12 protein-coding genes are annotated in these 18006 nt (G+C 54.9%); 4 read left to right on the forward strand and 8 right to left on the reverse strand.

What is annotated here, in order from left to right:
* Positions 1–43: 43 nt before the first annotated feature.
* The 6 genes from VH413_14955 to VH413_14980 all read right to left on the reverse strand — a co-directional run bounded on the left by VH413_14955 (position 44) and on the right by VH413_14980 (position 6752).
* A complete protein-coding gene (locus VH413_14955; protein HEX3799990.1) occupies positions 44–922 on the reverse strand; it encodes a replication-relaxation family protein in 879 nt (292 codons plus the stop codon).
* Positions 923–949: 27 nt separating this feature from the next.
* Positions 950–1222: a hypothetical protein gene (locus tag VH413_14960; GenBank protein ID HEX3799991.1), complete on the reverse strand. Its 273-nt coding sequence runs from the start codon at positions 1220–1222 to the stop codon at positions 950–952.
* Between the two features lie 520 nt (positions 1223–1742).
* Complete coding sequence (locus VH413_14965; GenBank protein ID HEX3799992.1) at positions 1743–2984, reverse strand: Gfo/Idh/MocA family oxidoreductase; 1242 nt, start codon at positions 2982–2984, stop codon at positions 1743–1745.
* Between the two features lie 86 nt (positions 2985–3070).
* On the reverse strand, positions 3071–3919 hold the full coding sequence (locus VH413_14970) for a DUF1080 domain-containing protein (GenBank protein HEX3799993.1): 849 nt from the start codon (positions 3917–3919) through the stop codon (positions 3071–3073).
* Between the two features lie 65 nt (positions 3920–3984).
* The gene (locus VH413_14975; GenBank protein ID HEX3799994.1) at positions 3985–5262 is read right to left on the reverse strand and encodes a Gfo/Idh/MocA family oxidoreductase; all 1278 of its coding nucleotides are present in this window, start codon (positions 5260–5262) and stop codon (positions 3985–3987) included.
* Positions 5263–5558: 296 nt separating this feature from the next.
* Complete coding sequence (locus VH413_14980) at positions 5559–6752, reverse strand: DNA-binding transcriptional regulator (protein ID HEX3799995.1); 1194 nt, start codon at positions 6750–6752, stop codon at positions 5559–5561.
* A 209-nt stretch (positions 6753–6961) separates the two neighbouring features.
* Between VH413_14980 and VH413_14985 the strand changes: the two genes are divergently transcribed.
* The 4 genes from VH413_14985 to VH413_15000 all read left to right on the forward strand — a co-directional run bounded on the left by VH413_14985 (position 6962) and on the right by VH413_15000 (position 10552).
* On the forward strand, positions 6962–7606 hold the full coding sequence (locus tag VH413_14985) for an SIS domain-containing protein (protein HEX3799996.1): 645 nt from the start codon (positions 6962–6964) through the stop codon (positions 7604–7606).
* A 114-nt stretch (positions 7607–7720) separates the two neighbouring features.
* Positions 7721–8566, forward strand: a complete 846-nt coding sequence (locus VH413_14990) for an HAD family hydrolase (protein HEX3799997.1) — start codon at positions 7721–7723, stop codon at positions 8564–8566.
* Positions 8563–9627, forward strand: coding sequence for a PfkB family carbohydrate kinase (locus VH413_14995; protein HEX3799998.1), 1065 nt, complete (start codon positions 8563–8565; stop codon positions 9625–9627). Before VH413_14990 ends, VH413_14995 begins: the two co-directional genes overlap by 4 nt.
* 109 nt (positions 9628–9736) lie before the next feature.
* The gene (locus VH413_15000) at positions 9737–10552 is read left to right on the forward strand and encodes a DUF1080 domain-containing protein (protein HEX3799999.1); all 816 of its coding nucleotides are present in this window, start codon (positions 9737–9739) and stop codon (positions 10550–10552) included.
* 695 nt (positions 10553–11247) lie between these two features.
* Here the strand turns inward: VH413_15000 and VH413_15005 are convergent.
* Positions 11248–13554 carry an isochorismatase family protein gene (locus VH413_15005; GenBank protein ID HEX3800000.1) on the reverse strand — a complete coding sequence of 769 codons (2307 nt, stop codon included), beginning with the start codon at positions 13552–13554 and terminating at the stop codon, positions 11248–11250.
* 116 nt (positions 13555–13670) lie between these two features.
* Positions 13671–17999 (reverse strand): hypothetical protein, encoded by a 4329-nt coding sequence (locus VH413_15010; protein ID HEX3800001.1) that lies wholly within the window; start codon positions 17997–17999, stop codon positions 13671–13673.
* Between the last annotated feature and the right edge of the window lie 7 nt (positions 18000–18006).

The following is an 18006-nucleotide window of genomic DNA, read 5'->3' on the forward strand; positions in this document are numbered from 1 at the left end:
CGGAAATGTTTTTGATCTGCTCGCCAAGCCAGTCTCGGGAGCATTATGATTTAATACATTTGACTATCCTCGCCCCTCCATCCGCGCTCGGTTTTTTCAAACAGAAGCATGCCTTTATGTTACCCAGAGCGTCATTTCTTATTTCATCTAAGGTTGAAAGACATACCTGATTGGGTAAGTGTCGGACATCAAGAAGTTGTTTGGCCGTGTTATTACGCCGCTCGTGATTTAAGAGCACGATAAGCAGCCGAAAGGGAAATTGCTTAAAATCGCTGCGTTTGCCTCCGCACTTTACGGCAAAGTCGCCGGACGTGTAATGACTAGAGTAGTCGGCGACGCGTCTCACAAGTTTGTCCTGGCTTTCAGTGCTGCGGTCAACTTCCAAAAAGAACACCCGTTCCGACAACCCTTCGGATTCCTTTTCGTGAATGCGAATGAATCCGTCCGGCTTTACGAGCGGAGTTTTACTTCCCGATCCAGGCCGATTTGGCTCAAACTGGCAGAGGAGCGGCCACGTTATAAATTCTGCGACTGAAAAGCGCGGATGTTTCTGAAGTGCTATATGAAAGGCGGCTTTTACATCCATCACGTCAATCTCGTGTGCCACGGTCGAATCGCCTACGTCAGCCCGTCGTTCAAGGGAACGCAGGGGCATGTGTGGATACATTTCCAAACGGCCTGATTCAGCGAGAGTCTGGATGCCCTTTTTTAAAAGAAAAAGAACCGATTTTTCTGTAACAGCTCTTTCGCGCTCGGCGATGAGCCGGGCCGCTTTAAGCTTTTGAACCCGCTTTTTCGCTGCTTCACGGCTTCCTTCGAAGTGCAAATGCGCGACCTGAAGGGAAGTCATGATGCGGGACTCAAACAAGCTCTGCAAAAAATCGAGATCGCGAGGGGTGATTTGGATTCCGTCGAATTTCATTTCACCATATTACCATGAACGATAATTTTAACTGATTCTACGTTTGACCGCGATCTTTTCGGCCGTTTTGCCGATGAGATTTGTCTCGAGGCTCGCCTTACGTTCATCAATCATTTTGGAGGCGTCCGAACTGCGAAACATGAATGGCAACTTTTGGTAGATTTTTTTGAGATAGGACTTTTGCATTGCTGCGGTTGCCGGTGTTCGTTTGATGGTGGGAGTTGCCAGCATCGCGGGTTGTCTTTCGCCAGCGAGCTTCACCACAAAATGGCGGTGCTGAAGATCGTGGAGAGCTGCCATGGCTTTGAATATTGCCAAAGTCTCGGGGTTTTTGAGCCTAAGGATGCCTGTCGTATAGGCTTCCGGCAGGTAAAAAAACTGTGAGTCTTTGGCAAGGCACCCGTCCCTCCCTCGGTCGCTCCCGCACCCGTTTTACCCGTAAAGGACATGATGTCCTTTATGAGTTTTCTTGTCCGTGGGTGAACACGTTCTTGGTCGCGTGAGCGACCCGAGCGCGGCGCGATAGCGCACGCGCGAGGATGACTCCCCGATCATCCAATACAATAGGATGTCGGGGGTGGACACTGTGGGGAAAACTTTAAAATATGTCGTCAATACGGCCTGCATTTGGATTACGACCCTTCCCCACAGCGGGGAAGGGTGTGGGGAACCCCTTACGGGTTCGAATCCTTGCACACGCACGTTCGTATATGGTTCAGTAGCGTGCACCATGTTTCCATCCGCGTCTTTTTTTTGTTTGGATTACCCTTATGGTCGGCGCGCCTGTCGTCGCGGCTGAAACTTGTGACGGCGCTACCGGTCACGTTTTCAACCCGCGGAGGTCGGCCTCAAGGTGCTCGGGATGCCGCATCATTTGCTCCCACGTGACGTTGGTTTTCCGGTAGGCCGCCATCCGGCCCAAAATCGTTGCCAATGTGCTCCGCACACTGGGCGGGACGGTTGGATTGGCAACATTGCCGGTGGTGATGTTTTCGTAGAAAGCGGCAATATTCGCCTCTGCGCCGGTGCGGTAAAGGTCTGTCGGATCCGCGATCAACACTTCATCCCTGCTGCGCAGCGTGCACTTGCTGTAATAGTGAGTGTCCGCAGTGCCGTCAGTGCCAAAAACCCTGCACATGATTTCTTCAAAGCCATAACCGACCTGTTTGGCGCTGAAGGTCAATAGAATCTCTTTCGGAAACTGATACATCACCGAAACATGGTCCAGGTTATCCCCAATGAAATCACGGAATTTGCCGCCCGAGCCATGGGCGCTTATCGGAGCGTCGTCGAGCAGCCAGCACGCCAGGTCAATGGAGTGAATGTCTTGTTCGGTGATGATGCCGCCGGAAAGCGCCAGGTCGGTGATCCATCCGCGCAACCGCAGCTCCGGGTCCTTTGGGTTGGCGCGTCGTCCATCATCCGCGATTTTGCCGACTTCGCCGGTCTGATATCCGGCCTCCGCCGAAACAATCCGGCCAAGGCCGCCCTGATGAACATAGTTGACAATCTTTTGAATATCGGGATGGGTGCGTGTCTGAAAATCCACTAGGAAGCACAGCTTGTTTTCTGTCGCGCGACGGGCGCTGGCTTCCACGGTCAGGCAGCCCGGCACGTCCACAGCGATGGGTTTGGCCAGATAGACATGTTTGCCCGCCGCCACCGCTGCCGCCGCGTGTATCGGATGAAAGTAGGCCGGGCATATAATGGCCACCGCATCGAGTTTTTGCTCCAACAGGCGCTGGTACGCCGAAAGGCCCGTGAACCGGCGCTCCGCCGGAACGCCCAGCTTCTCGCCTCCCGCGTCCGCTTTGTCCTGAAAATAATCCGCAACGGCCACAAAATTGTAGCCGCCTTGTTTGCGGAAAAGATCGGCAATCCAGACGCCACGCGTGCCGCACCCGATAAGGCCGATGTTTATTTTGTTCCTGGCGGGAGCTTCGGCGCCCAGGCCGGAGGGTAGAATGGCAAACGTCGCTGCGGATACGCCGGCGGCGGCTATAAAACGCCTGCGGCTGATGTTGGATGCCTCAGATGCTATCTTGCTGCTCAATGGGTTCATAGAATTGCGGAGTTTGATGCGGTTGATTTCTGGTGGAGGCGTTTCAGCCAGGTGATGTCTAAATGGCCTGAGTCGGCGGCGCGGAGCTAAAGTGGCCGCACCCAGATTTCCCGGAAACGCACCGGGCAATTATGAGCGCCAAGGACCAGCGGGCCTTTGCCTGCCACCCGTCCAGTCTCTGGAATATCGCGCGGCCGGCGTTGGTCATGAATTTCGGTTTCCAGATGCACCAGCACACCGTTGTGCAACATCGTAACCCGGCCCGGTCTGACAACTTTGCCGTCTTCAAAAACCGGGACCGTGAAAAAAATGTCATAGGTCTGCCATTCCCCCGGCGGACGCGTAACATTGACCAATGGAGGCGTCTCACCATATATCGCCGCAGCCTGGCCATCCGGATAGATCTTCTCGTTGTACGAATCGAAAATCTGAATTTCATAACGGCCCATCAGCAGGACACCGTTATTGCCGCGCTCATCCCACGGAGCGACAAATCCCGCGGGCGCCATCCACTCGACATGGATTTGGACACTGCCGAACTCCTGCTTCGAGGTAAGCATGCTTTTGCTCTTGACCGGAGCCACCAGAAAACCGTCCTGAATCGTATGATCCGTGGGTTGCCATTGATCGAGGTTCTTTCCATCGAACAGCACAATGGCGTCGGCTGGAATGGGGGCAGGCGGACCGGCTTTGCCCGGATCAATGCGCCGGGGCGCCGGACGGTCGGGATCATGCAATCGCCATTCGCACCATGAAAGTTTCGGGGAGTCCTTGTGCCCGTACACGCCGGAGCCGTCCTTGGCGTAAACCAGGAAATCAGGGAGATCATTGATCGCTCCCCGAACAGATGAACCGAAAAAGCCAAGACCGAGCAGAACCACCGCGGCCAGGAGAGCCGCAGAATTCATTTTCATCGAGATTTCAGTGGGTTTCATTGTTTTGGATTTCAGAGATTGTGAAGTGGTCAAAATTTTTCACACGATGCCGGTTGAAGAGAAAACTAAGCGAGTGTCCACGGTTTGCGCATCGGGCGGTCAATCATGGCATTCGCCTGAACGTCGTTTTCAAACCGCTCGGCCGCCGGATCCCACTTGAGCTTGCGCCCCAGCCGGAGCGAGAAATTGGCCAGGTGGCATACAGTCGCCACCCGGTGGCCGACATCCACTGGGAAATAAGGGTCCTTGCGGCTCTTCATGCACTTGAGGAAATCATCGTGTTCTCCTTCGGGATTTGTGTAGAGATGAATCTCGTTCGGGCCGATGACGGAATCAAGGATTTCGGTGGAACTGGCTTCGAGCGGAGCGCGCCATCCGCGGTTGCCAATCCAGCCGTCGCTGCCGATGAACTTGAGGCTTGGACTGCCCGGAGCGCAGGTCATGATGACGCCGTTGGCGTAGCGAAAAGTCACATTATAATCGTTGGGCGTGTTGTAGAGTCCGCCTTCCCAAAGCGTGCCGGTGCTTTCGACCTCGACCGGCCCGCTGCGTTCAGTATCATTTGCCCATTGTGCGGTATCAAAGAGGTGCGCACCCCAATCTACGATCACTCCTCCGGAATAGTCCCAGATGTATCGGAAATTGCCAAAGCAACGGTCTTTGGTATAAGGCGCGTCCGGAGCGGGGCCGAGCCACATATCGTAGTCGAAATCCGGCGGCACCGGTTGCGGGGTTGGATCGCCGGCCGTCTTGGGCGCCTTGGGCAGGAGGACTTCAATCTTCTGCAACTTGCCAATGCGTCCGTTGCGCACCAATTCCGCCATGCGATGGTACATCGGCAGTGAGCGGTCTTCGGTGCTCGTCTGAAATACGCGGCCATATTTCCGGATCGTTTCGACGAGAATCCTGCCTTCGCCAATCGTTAAAGTGGGCTTCTCGCATTGAATGTCTTTGCCAGCCCGCGCGGCCTGAATGCTGATGAGGGTGTGCCAGTGGTCCGGCGTCGAGATCATCACCGCATCTATGTCCTTCCGGGCGATCACATCCCGGAAATCCTTGCTCATCGCGCAATCCTCATTATCGTAGCGTGCGTCCACGAATTTCTTGGCCCGGCGCATACGATGGCCGTCAACGTCGCACACCATCAAGACCCTCGCATCATACCTTTTGAGATAGTCTATCAGATTCCATTCAACCCCATGAGTGCCCATGCCGATGAAGCCGATATTAATCCGCTTGCTCGGCGCGGCCGCCCCCAGCACGGACGCAGGAATGAAAGTGGGAAGCGCCAACCCTGCGGCGGCAGTCCGGATAAAGCGGCGCCTGGAAATGGATTTTTTCATTTTGTCATGAAATTTTGGGATAACAGTTTCCTCCGCTGATAAAATCGGCGCGCCTCGCGTTGGACTGTTTCACGAACGTCAATTCTGACCTCTTGCATTACCACTCCATGGTGAAGGGGAACAAAGTATGGGTCAATTTAATTGAACACTTTACGCCAAAACTGATATGATAACAGGTGAACTGATATGATAAAAACGCGTGGATGTGCCCCGCCCATGGGGTGGCTGTCTGCCTGAAGCCGTATCGCGCAGATCACGGTAACGGTATAATCATTTTCTGCGAATGCTTCTCCCCGCTAAGCATCCTCCCTTTTCAACTTCCGGAACTGGCTTGGGGACATACCCAGCTCCTGGCGAAAAACCACACTCAAATAATCGGCCCTCCGAAGGCCGGAGCGCACCGCGACCTCTTTAAGCGGCAGAACAGTCGTTGCCAAAAGATCCTGCGCCGTCTCAAAGCGCACGCGGAAAATCTCCTCGTGAATCGGCAGGCCGACTACCTCGCGAAAGCGCTTTTCCAGGAAGCGGCGCGACACATGGACTTGCGCCACCACATCGTCAACATGAATGCCGCGCGTGGCGTGGCCTAATATAAAACGAAGCGCCTGGCTCACATGCCAGTCTTCCACAGCGGCAGCATCGGTGGACTGCCGGCATCGCACTGTCAACGGTTTGACCTGCCGGGTTATTTTGCCCGGATGCCCTCCTTGCATCAATTCATGCAATGTTTGCGCTGCCAGGTAGCCAATGCCCTCCGTATCAGGAGCGATGCTCGAGAGCTGCGGGCGGCACAGAGTGCAGATAATCTCATCGTTATCCACCCCCAGCACTGCCACGGACGACGGCACTTCCAAGCCGGCTTGAGCGCATGCTTCCAGTACCGCGTGACCGCAAAGATCGTTGGCGGTGAACAAGCCGACTGGCTTGGGCAGCTTTTCCAGCCACGCGCGAAGCTGGTCCCGGCTCCGGGCTGATCCTGATAATTGGAACGTGGCGCAGACCATCCGCTCCGCTGCCAAAAGACCGGAGAAAAACTGCTGGCGCCAGCCGGACCATTCGAACTGTGGATTGCCGCAATAGGCGAAATGGCGGAAGCCGCGCTGGCGAAAGTGATTGACCGCCAATTCGCAGACCGTCTTATTGTCCGTATCCACGCGGTGCACACCAGCGGGCGAAGTGCGTCCGGCAACATTGACCAGAGGGATTTGCTTTTCTATCAGGCCGCGCGCGATGCGGGGCGTCTCAATGCGTGCGATGATGCCATCCCCCTTCCAACTTTTGATCCAGTCCGGCAGCGTTCGGATCGGCCCCGTCTCCTCAAAGTGCAACATCCACTGCGTTTTTTCCTGCACATATTCCGCAATCCCCCGCATCAGCCCGCGCCCATGCGCGCCGGACATTTCAACCATTACGGCCACATTGGAACAAGTCGAGGTGCGCATGTGAAAGTGACTCGTGACAAGTTTGCCGTCATAAGTCAAGCCGTTCAATGCGCCAATTCCTGGATGGAGACGGGTTCTCGCGGTTCGTGCGCAAAAACCCAATGTGCTGTGCGCCGAGCGTCAAGTCTTATGGGTTTAAATCGCGGGACGAAACACAGGAACCTGATCGTAATATGGCGCTTGAAAATGTGCGCCTGCTTTTGCGCGGCGGCAGCGGCTCAAAGTTTTACAAACCGCGAAGTGTCCGAAATTAAATTATGATTCAAGAGCCCGACCTCCAGGAGTGGATAGTTGAATACCTGACCCATCAAAGCAGTTTAATGCGGTCACTGCCGGTCGCAACCATCGCGCGCGTGGTCGAGTGCATACGTCAAGCCGGTTTGAAAGATAAAAACATCTTCGTCATCGGCAATGGCGGCAGCGCCGCGAGCGCCTCCCATTTCGCCACCGATCTCGGCAAGGGGGCTTCCGACCGCTGCCCATCACGATTTCGCGTGCTGTCGCTTGCGGACAATGTCCCCTGGCTTACTGCCTTGGGGAATGATTATTCATACGCTGACGTTTTCGTGCGGCAGTTGATTAATTTCGGACGGCCCGGAGATGTCCTTATTGCGGTCAGCGTCAGCGGTAATTCGCCAAACCTGGTCAAAGCCGTGCGATGGGCCAATAAACACGGATTGGAAACTGTAGCTCTCGTGGGCGCCAAACGGGGTCTTCTTGCGTCCCTGGCCAAACAAACCATCGTGGTGAAGGACCACCACTACGGACGGGTTGAGGATCTTCACATGACAATTCTTCACCTATTGTGTTACTCGGTCATGGAAGAAGCGTCTCCAGCTCGTAGACTCACTTCCAAAAAATCAGTTGCCCGTGGACGCATCAAGGAAGGAGCCGGCAAATGATTTTTTTCTTTGGATGTGCTTCAAAACCGCAAATTTCTCCCACTAAAAAACGATCGGTTTAAACGAATTAAAATCATGTTTCCGCTATACCTGGATTAGGAAAATCCCTTTCGCATGCCACAAAAATTATTATTCAGCGGGTTGGTTGAATTTGCAGATAACTTCGCGCCACGGCCGGGCATCACTCATGTCTTGTTTGATTTTGACGGCACGTTGTCGCTCATTCGCCAGGGCTGGCCGGACGTGATGATTCCGTTGTTCGTCGAGATGATTCCACCGCGTGACGGCGAGACGGAGGCCGATCTGCGCAAGCTTGTGTTCGACGACATCATGCGCCTCAACGGCAAGCAAACGATCTATCAGATGATCCAACTCGTGGAGCGCATTCGAGAACGCGGCGGTCAACCGCGCGAACCGCTGTGGTACAAACACGAATACTTGTACCGGCTTGATGCTCGCATTGGCTCGCGCCTCGAAGGATTGCGGACCGGTTTGATCTCCGCCGATGAACTGCTGGTTTGGGGCGCGCGCGCCTTGCTCGAGGATTTATCGCGGCGCGGGATGAAGCTCTATCTGGCCAGCGGCACCGACGAGATTTTTGTGAAGCAGGAGGCTGCGTTGTTGGATGTGGCGCGCTACTTTGGTCCGCACATTTACGGCGCACAAGATGACTATAAAACATTTTCCAAGAAAATGGTCATTGAACGAATTCTGTGTGAGAACCAGATCAAAGGCGCACACCTGCTGGCGTTTGGCGATGGCTACGTCGAGATCGAGAACACGAAGGAAGCCGGCGGATTGGCGGTGGCGGTCGCCAGTGACGAAGCCAATAATGGCTCGGGCCGCATGGATGAGTGGAAGCGGCAACGATTAGCCGGCGTCGGCGCCGATGTGACGATTCCGGATTTCCGCGATGCCGGCGCGTTGCTGGCACGCATTCTCAACGAAGATTCAAAATGAACCTGCCGCCGTTTGCCACGCCTATGAATCGGGACCGCTTCCAGCAATTGGCCCAAAAGTATCCGGCATTGCGTGTGGGTGTGGTTGGAGATTTTTGTCTCGATCGTTATCTGGAAATAGATCCCGCGCGAACCGAAACATCCATCGAGACAGGCTTGCCGGTCAACAACGTAATCAAAGTGCGCGCGCAACCCGGCGCGGCGGGCACCATTCTTAACAACCTGGTTGCTATTGGCGTAGGTGAAATTTATCCCATCGGTTTTTGCGGCGAAGATGGCGAAGGCTACGAATTACGGCGGGCGTTGGCCGCTCTCAGTGTCGTGCGTCTGGATGGTTTTCTCCAAACGAAGGATCGTTGCACGCCTGCTTATTGCAAGCCGCTGGTGATCGAGCCGGGAAAACCGCCGCGCGAACTCAATCGCCTCGATACCAAGAACTGGACGCCCACACCGGCAGCCATCCAAGAAACCATTGTAGCATCCTTGATGGGACTTGCGCCAAAACTTGACGCGATCATCGTGCTCGATCAGGTGGACGTGGCAGAAACTGGCGTCGTAACCCGGCGTCTGCTCCAAGCGATCGGGCAACTCGCGAAGGACCGGATGGAGCAGCTCATCATCGCGGACAGCCGGCGCGGCCTGAGAGACTGGCCCGCGACGACATTCAAGATGAACGCGGCAGAACTGGGAGCATTGAGCGGAGTGGCGGCCAACGCGGATCTGGATGAACTGAAGCAAAGCGCGAGCTTCCTGGCGCGGCAGCGTGATCGGTTAATGTTTGTGACGCTGGCCGAACGGGGCATGATAGCCGCAATGCCAGATGGCCACGTGGAACACCTGCCTTCCCTGCCCTTGCGCGGACCCATTGACATCGTGGGCGCGGGAGATTCGGTGACAGCGAATTTGACGGCAGCCCTTGCTGCCGGCGCCACCGCGCGAGAAGCAATCGAAGTTGCCAGCGTCGCTGCTTCGATCGCGATTCACCAACTCGGCACGGCAGGCGCGGCCTCGTGTGATGCCATCTCTGAATTACTGGCGGCCATGGAAACTAATGGAAAATAGACGGCATAAAAATGTCTGGAATACCATTCCAATTTGCGGACACTATTGAAATCCTGGAAACATCCTTCAGCTTTATATTAGGCGGAAGCTTTTGAAAAAATCCAAAATTATGCGCATCAAATTATTGACCCTCACCACTCTGGCCGCGATTGCTTCGGCCAGCTTTGTTTATCAAACCGCTGCCGCCGACCGGCCCGGCTACACCGATACTCCAATGCTCCCGGCAGGCAAATGGCACGTGCATGATCCGAACCGGCCGGTGCCACCCATAGTCGCGCCCGGCAAAACATTCAGCGACGGCGCGCCACCACCGTCCGATGCTGTCATTCTTTTTAACGGCCAGGACCTTTCCAAATGGCAGGGAACCAAAGGCCCCGCGCCCTGGAAAGTTCAGGATGGTTATATGGAGGTCGTGCCCCATTCGGGAAGTATCCGGTCACGGGACAAGTTCGGCAGTTTCCAGATGCATTTGGAATTTGCGGAGCCAACTCATCTTCGTGGCACCAGCCAGGAGCGCGGCAACAGTGGAGTGATTATTTTCGGACTATACGAAGTTCAGGTGCTCGATAACTTCAATAATCCGACCTATCCGGACGGCCAGTGTGGCGGACTTTACGGACAGTCTCCACCATTGGTGAACGCTTGCCGGCCCCCGGGCGAATGGCAAACTTACGACATCCTATTCGAGTCGCCGCGATGGGATGCGGATAACCATCTGACCCGCCCGGCCAGCGTCACCGTAATCCAAAACGGTTTGGTGTTGCACCATAAGCAAGCGTTGCTGGGACCCACCGCTCATCGCGCGTACGGCGACTATAAACGCAATACCGGCTCAGAAGGAGCAATCGAGTTGCAGGAGCATGAAAATCCTGTGCGCTTTCGTAATATCTGGATTCGCAATATTCCAGATGAAGAAAAACCGTAAGTCTCATCCTGTCATGGAAGCGCCATTTGACGCAAATCGATCCAATTCTCGGTAGTGTATCAGTTTGAATGGCGGAAGCTCGTTCCCGATCAAAGTCGCTTTGTCAACGGCGGAGAAACCACAGGCAAGGTTCTCAACTTGGCGGCGAGGCATGAGGATGGTCGCTGGGTTTTGTTTTACCTGGCAAAGCGGAAAAAAATTACAGTGCGTCTTAACAAATTGGGCGCGCCCATACACTGAATGCCTGCTGGATTGATCCCAGGGACGGCAACAAAGTGACAGTGGGAAGCATGCTGTCCGAGGGCGAAAAACCATTCTCCCGGAAAAGTGGGAAGATGCAATCCTGCTTCTGGAATCGGAGCCTTGAACGTGAGTTGGGATTGGGAACGGCTATGTGCCTTCAGTTGGGACCGTCCAACCTGGGTTATCAATCCCGCTTAAAAGCGGTTTCTATCAGCCGGTAATTTCCCTTCACGGCGATATTCCGCGAAGATTGGCCCACCAGAATTTTGAAGCCGCCCATACAGCGAGTTCTCCTCAGACTCGCGAAGCGATTTGCAGCGTGGCAGCGGATCTTAAGCAAGAGCATTCATCGCCATTTTAATTACACCTGTCCGTTATGCTCAATCATTCACGCACTTACTCAATAAGGTATCTCGTGTTCACTTGACCGCGCTGAAAATAACCCAGGTCCGCTATAGCTGCTGGCTATCCAGCTTAAACACGCAGGGCGGCTGGCTCTGACCATCTGCGGGCGGTTGCAGACGCTTCGGAAGATTAATGACCGTGCCTTTGGCAGGGTCGTCATGCCAATTCAAATTTTCACTGTCTCCCAGCATTCTGACGGTTGCTCCCGGTTGGAGTTTGACGGACTGAAGCGCCAGTTCATCACCGGGCCATTGCAAGGCGATGGCGTAGATAACCGAGCCGGAATCGGCATGTGTGAAGCGAATATTACCGCCTTCTTTCCAGTCGGAACCAGATCGGGGATGGGTGTTGAAGATGGCTTCTCCGTTGGTCTTCAGCCATGTGCCGGCGTATTGGAGAGCGGCAATGGCCTTGGGATGAAAAAGGCCGGTGGCATCTGGCCCGATACCCACCATGAAACTGCCACCCTTGGCCACGGTATCAACCAGATTGGTCACGATCCAAACCCCATCCTTGTATTTGCTCGCGTCGGGTTCATAACTCCAGATGCCATCTCCTTTTACCAAAGGATAAATCACCATCCATGGCATGTCGGTGTTCGCAGCCGCTCCGGGAACGAAACCTTCAGGCGTATAGTAGTCGCCATAATTGCCGATGCCGCGCGCGCGAAACATGGTATCAGGCTGGATGCGCCGGACGATTTTCATGGTTTCCCGCAAATCCAGCCACGCGCTTTTGTCGAACCACATGTCCAGGCATACCAGATCTATCTTGCCATATTGAGTAAGCAACTCCGTCAACTGCTGGCGATGGCGTTGGACAAAATGGTTCCATTGGTCGGGGTGCTCGATCTTATCAACTTTCCCAGGGAAAGGATGCTGGTTAAAAGGTCGGAAGTCGGCGTCGTACCAATCAGGATGGGAAAAATAGAGATCAATTTTGATGCCGTGGCTATGGGCCGAATCGGTTATTTCCTTGACGATGTCGCGGTGAAAGGGCGTGTCCATGATGCTGTAGGCAAAATCGCAGTCCTCGATTTTCGGCCCGCCGGGGGCGGTCCAGTTGACGCGGCGAACCACGCGCGTATGGGTATCAAACATGGAAAATCCGTCATGGTGTTTGGTGGTGAAGGCCACCACCTTGACGCCATTGGATTTGAAAAAATCCATCCAGGCATCGGCGTTAAAGTTGGTGGGATTGAAGGTTTTGTAAAAATCCTGATAGGCCTGGCGTCCCTGGTTGTCCAAGGCAGGATGGCCGTTGTCCGCCCGGACAAAAGGCCAGGAGGCGTTTTCGCCATAACCCAAATTGGCATAGACGCCCCAATGAATGCGCACACCATATTTCATTTCCCGGAAAGCGGCGCGGGCCGCATCGGAAGCCTGGCTATAGTCCGGATTAGGCGTGTCTTCGACATACGATTTGACCTGTTTGTAGTGTGAATCAGTGACCGGCAATTTTACATAGTTGCGGAATGTGCGCGGGGCGTTGGTATCCCCGGCGAATCGGAATGGCTTGCCGCCGATAATCTGGTCGCTGGTGATGGTGGGACACCAATATTTTTCAATGTGCCAGGCCATCAAGTCCGTGCCGGTGAAGTGATCCACATAAGGTTTCATTTGCGGGTTATACATGGTGTCCGTCAAATCACGCACCAGCACGACATTCTGATGTTGATACACCATCTGGCGGATGGCGAAAGGGCGATTGACGATGCACATGTTTTCATGAACGCCCATGACAATGACGTTGGTGATGCCGCGCTGACGCATGAGATAGAAGGCTTCCGTGCTGTCGGTTATCGCATCGCCTTCCTTGATCTGGAGAGTGTCAATTTCGTGAGTCCAAGGCGTGCCTTGCGGGCTTCCGTCCGTACAGCCCCCGTCTGAATCATCAATCGGCAAAGGAGCTTCCAGGGCGAGATTGACCGGGCAACTGTTTCGCAGCGGCGGCATGGTTTCAAAATGCGGAGCCGCCTGCGCAAGTTTGCGTCCCGGCGTCCCTTGGTAATATTTCATTGTGTCGCTGGGACAGTGGATGATCAAGACACCGCGCCGGCGCAATTCCGTGATCAAGTCATTCATGCGCGGCGCCATTTCCGCCACGCGGGCTGTCGCATCGGCGCACCAGTGCTGGTTCCACATGTCGCAAATGACCACAGCCGTGTGTGAAGGGTCCCAACTGGCGTGCGTGTTTTTCTCCTCCCATTGATCCACGCCGGTGTCCTTTTTTTGCAACCGGCGCATATTCAGCTCAAGTGGCGAAGACGGCGGCGGTTGAGCAACGCCAAGAGATGGGATGATCATTGCCATGCACAAAACGATGAGCGGGCAAATGTTTTGAACTATTTTCATATCATTAAACTTCAATACTGGTGACGCTGGGATCCAATTAGGAATAGCTCCCACAAAAAGAACTGGAAAATGCTAAAATCCAGCATTCTCCAGTTTGATTGACGGAATTGAGTTGGTTATTGAACAAAATATCTCAAGAAAAGTCCCGATTTTGAAACGCTTATAGGCACCAGATTAGTGATCGTTCCACCGGTTCCGGCGGTGATGCTGTTGGTTGCCCAAACCACCGGCGGCGCCAGATTGGTCGTCGTCAACAGGTAGTAATTGAATCCACTAACCGTCGCAACATTGACCACCAGGTTTTTGCCGAGGCTGTCTATGCCAGGCGGCAGGATGGTCGGCGCGGGCGGGGCGATTATCCCCGTTGTAAGCGTCAAACTGGTGCTGCCGTCAGTTGCGCCAACCAGGGCCACCATGTCGCCGGCTGCGGAATAAGCAATCGGATAAGTGCCGGTCGCAAATCCGGTGGTGTCGAAGCTGATGCTGAAATCTCCCATCGCATCATTGACCGTCGTGGTCTGCGTGCTTCCGTTGATGGTCACGCTGACCACGGTGTTGCTGGCCAGAAATACCGGCGCGCTGTCCACCGTTGCGCTTACTTTGCCAGACAACGTCACACTGGTGCTGCCGCTGGCGATCGTGGGACTGGACAAACCGAAGAACGCTGGCGCCCATGCGGGAGCGCCGGTGAACGCGATATTGGCATACGATAAATACATTTCCGTTGCCACAAGGGTGTTGCCATCAAATACCGGGATTCCCAACGCCGTCAAATCGGCCAGATTAAATGCCCCCCAATTGGTCAGCGGAGCGATGTAATGCGTCCACTCGCCTCCGGTTCCAGCTTGGAAAAGCACGATATCAGGCCACGTTCCCCGTTGATAGCTCGGGTTGCCGCCGACAGGCAGTTGAAGGCTGAGTTGTATGGCCTGAACCTGGCCGAACTCGTCCCAACCGGCTTGGTTTTTTATGTCCATTTCGAGAGACTTGTATGTGCTGACATTCAAGTTTTGGCCAAATATTTTTTGGATTCCCTGGCTTGATCCGGTGCCCCCAGGACCAAATATGGCGTCCATGATCAGGCATTCGCTTGAGGGGCCGCTCGGGGGAGCGTCTGGGTAAGCATATATCTGCGGGGTGCCATTAAGCACAGACCACCCGTTGGTATCGCTGTCGGTATTGAAGACGCCAATATAATTGGTAAGGAAGGCCACCACCGGAACGGCGCTAACCTGTCCTGAATTGGCGCTGGTGCCGAACCCGTTCACGGTACTTACCTCATAGTAATACCGCGTCCCGTCGGTTACCGATGTATCAATAAAACTGTTCGTGTCTGAACTTCCGATTTCAGTGAAACCGCTGCCGCTGGTGGTTGAACGCAAGACATTGAAGCTGGTCGCGCCCAGTTGGTTGTTCCAACTTAAGTCCACTTGGTTGACATCCGCAGTCGCTGTCAAACCTGTCACCACCGTAGGCGGCCCCATTGCAACGGCACTGGCTTGCGCCGAAAACACGCTCGTGCCGCCAGAACCCACGGCCTGCACGACATAAAAATAAGGGTTCCAGTCTGTCACGCTGGTATCGGTGTAAGTGGTGGAAGCATTGCCGGTATTAGTAGCGATCACAGTGAAGCCGGTGCCACTCGTCGTCGAGCGCAGCACGATGTAGCCAGACGCTCCACCACCCGAACTGTCAGCCCATGTCAAATTAATCCGGTTCGTCTGCCCCGTCGCCGTCACGTTTATCGGGGCGGTCAAAACTATCAGCGGCGAGAATATCTCAGCCGCCTCATCCATGTGCGTGGAGCCTCCCGTGGCCACCGCCGATATGGTGGAGTCACCAGCCGCCAGATTAGTGACATAACCCATGGCGCACTGGTTGCCACCGGGACGGGGATTGATACTGGCTGTTTGCCCGCTTGTTGATGTGAAGGTGACGTTGTTCCCGCCGCCGCCGTTGTAATTTATGCTCATCAACGCCGCTGCAGAACCAACTACAGTGTCGGACGGCGTATCAAGAAACAGAGTTGTGCCGTCCTGGCCTATGCCGAGACCGGTCGGAATAACCGTCGTGTCAACCCCTCTAAAGGTATAGGCCTGCATGAACATGTTATTGTGGCTTGAGTTGGTATCCGTGCCAATAATGAAGCCGGTGCCTGGTAATGGATCCATGACATAATATAGAGTGGTCCAAATCCAAGTGAACTGACCGCTGTTCGTCGCAATGCCGACGCTGATAGGCTGGATAGTCCCAAAAGTCGCATTGCTCCACACCAGGTTTGCGCCCGGATACCCCGCGGGGCCGCTATTATCATTGTCTTGCACCGCAACCACCAGGACGCTGGCGCCTTGAGATACTGCGAAGGGCTGGACTATATTGCTGACGGCGCCCACGGTGGCAGTGGTATTTAGCGAACCATCAAGCAGGGCGATTCCCGTGCCGATTGCCGGCATGAACACGGCGGCGGCGAGCGTGCATTTTGTTGCTCCGCCCGCATCGGACATGCCGATTGTCGTGGCGCCGGCTCCAAGGCCGCTCACAAAACCAAAAGACTGTTCCTGGTTATTAAGAACATTGTGTGTAGTTGAGGAACCGCTCGTGGAAGTCTGCGTTATAGCCTGGCCGGAATTTCCATCAAAACTGAGCGCCGCCGCCCACGCACCCGCCGGAGTCTTGGCTGAAGTAGTGACCGAAAGAGTCGTAGCAGACGCACTCGTGGTAGAGTAAGTGACAGGAGCGACGGTTGTATCCACGCCGGCAAGCGTGACTGGCATCATGGTCAGGCCCTGGACCAAACTAGTTCCATTAGTATCGGAGCCTGAAATAGTGCCACTGCCCGGAGCCGGGTTGAAGAGATAAAAGATATCGCAATCCGAGAATGTCGAGGTGCCACTCGCCTGCGAAATTGCCCGAACAAGAGTCTGAATAGTTCCAGTCGTGGCATTACTCCAGGTTATGGTTGAGGGTGAGGAGTTATTACTCTGCTGATTTCTATCCCATAGTTCGACTACCATCACGCTGGCTCCCTGAGAGACTGCGAAGCTTGAACTGATATTGGATCCAGCCCCACTGGCAACAGTGGTTATTGAGTTGGTTCCGCCATCAAGCAGAGCAATGTTTCCCGACAAGCCGGTTAGCAAAGCAAAAAATGGTATCGCGCTGGCTTGCGTTGACGGGGAGCTGGTACCGCCCGAATCCACAGCTTCCACCACATAAAAGTAGGTCGTCCCGTCATACACGCTGGTATCTATGTAATTGGTGGAACCGATGCCGCTGAGAGTGGCCACCGCAATGTAGTTGCTGCCACTGGTGATCGAGCGCAGCACAATATAAGTGGTTGAAAACCCGCCCGAGGTATCAGACCACGACAAGGCAACCCGGTTAGTCTGCGCCGTTGCTGCCAAATTGATTGGCGCCGTCGGCGGCGGCAACGGAATGCTGCTGACCTGGGCTGACAAGGAACTTGTACCCGCCGCGTCCACGGCTTCCACCACATAAAAATAGGTGGTGGCACTGATACCGCTGGTGTCGGTGAAACTGGTCGAGGCGTTTCCGGTATTGGTCACGATCGGGCCATAGCCGGTGCCGCTCGTCGTCGAGCGCAGCACAATATAACTGGTCGCGAGGCCGCCCGAACTATCAAGCCAGGACAAAGTTGTCCGGAGGTTTCCCGGCGTTGCAACTACGTTCGTCGGGGCCGATGGGATCGGCGGAGTAGCCGCGCCAGGAGACGGACCGAAGACGGCCACGCCCAGCGCCATCTTTTGATTGCCCGCGCCGGCGCCCGCGTTTGCCGTAATCGTACTGCTGCCGGCTGAGAGATCCGCCACATAGCCCAACACGGATGCGATCCCCGCATTGGTCTCGGCGTCCGTCACCGTGCCGCTTGATGCGGCAATATTCATGAGCAAATTGGCAGTGCCATAACTGCTGCTCAACACCGCCCAATCGGAGGCCTGAGTGCTGCTCGACAAAGTGACTGCAACGGAGGTGGTGGACCCATTATTGGTGGTGTAAGTGACGGGAAAAGAGTTGGTGTCAACGCCGCTCAGGGTATAAGCCTGCATGACCATCGCGGATGGGATGGTCCCCGACGTGTCCGTGGCCGTAATGTTGGTTGTGCCCGGTTCGGGATTGAAGAGATAATAAATATCACTATCTGCAAATGTGCTTGTCGTGTTATTGACGGAAATCGCCCGGATAAGGGCCTGAGCGCCATGCCCAGGGGCGGTCCATGTCAAGATCGCAGGCGAGACATTTCCGGCGACATTATTCCTGTCCAACAGCGAGACGACCAGCACACTGGCTCCGGGCGTCACTGTAAAACTCTTGCTGACACTGGCAACATTGGCGCTGGTCGCCAGACTCGTCGAACCATCATGGATGGCTATTTGCGCGCGCGCGCTGCCGCAAAACAGAAGACCAGCCAGAGCCAAGCCGGCCACGACGCTT

It is taken from the genome of Verrucomicrobiia bacterium (assembly GCA_036268055.1).
Taxonomy (GTDB): Bacteria; Verrucomicrobiota; Verrucomicrobiia; order Limisphaerales; family Pedosphaeraceae; genus DATAUW01.

Coding starts and splice junctions, on each gene's coding strand:
- VH413_14955 (HEX3799990.1), bottom strand. CDS start 922: ATGAAATTCGACGGAATCCAAATCACCCCTCGCGATCTCGATTTTTTG.
- VH413_14960 (HEX3799991.1), bottom strand. CDS start 1,222: ATGGCAGCTCTCCACGATCTTCAGCACCGCCATTTTGTGGTGAAGCTC.
- VH413_14965 (HEX3799992.1), bottom strand. CDS start 2,984: ATGAACCCATTGAGCAGCAAGATAGCATCTGAGGCATCCAACATCAGC.
- VH413_14970 (HEX3799993.1), bottom strand. CDS start 3,919: ATGAAACCCACTGAAATCTCGATGAAAATGAATTCTGCGGCTCTCCTG.
- VH413_14975 (HEX3799994.1), bottom strand. CDS start 5,262: ATGAAAAAATCCATTTCCAGGCGCCGCTTTATCCGGACTGCCGCCGCA.
- VH413_14985 (HEX3799996.1), top strand. CDS start 6,962: ATGATTCAAGAGCCCGACCTCCAGGAGTGGATAGTTGAATACCTGACC.
- VH413_14990 (HEX3799997.1), top strand. CDS start 7,721: ATGCCACAAAAATTATTATTCAGCGGGTTGGTTGAATTTGCAGATAAC.
- VH413_14995 (HEX3799998.1), top strand. CDS start 8,563: ATGAACCTGCCGCCGTTTGCCACGCCTATGAATCGGGACCGCTTCCAG.
- VH413_15000 (HEX3799999.1), top strand. CDS start 9,737: ATGCGCATCAAATTATTGACCCTCACCACTCTGGCCGCGATTGCTTCG.
- VH413_15005 (HEX3800000.1), bottom strand. CDS start 13,554: ATGAAAATAGTTCAAAACATTTGCCCGCTCATCGTTTTGTGCATGGCA.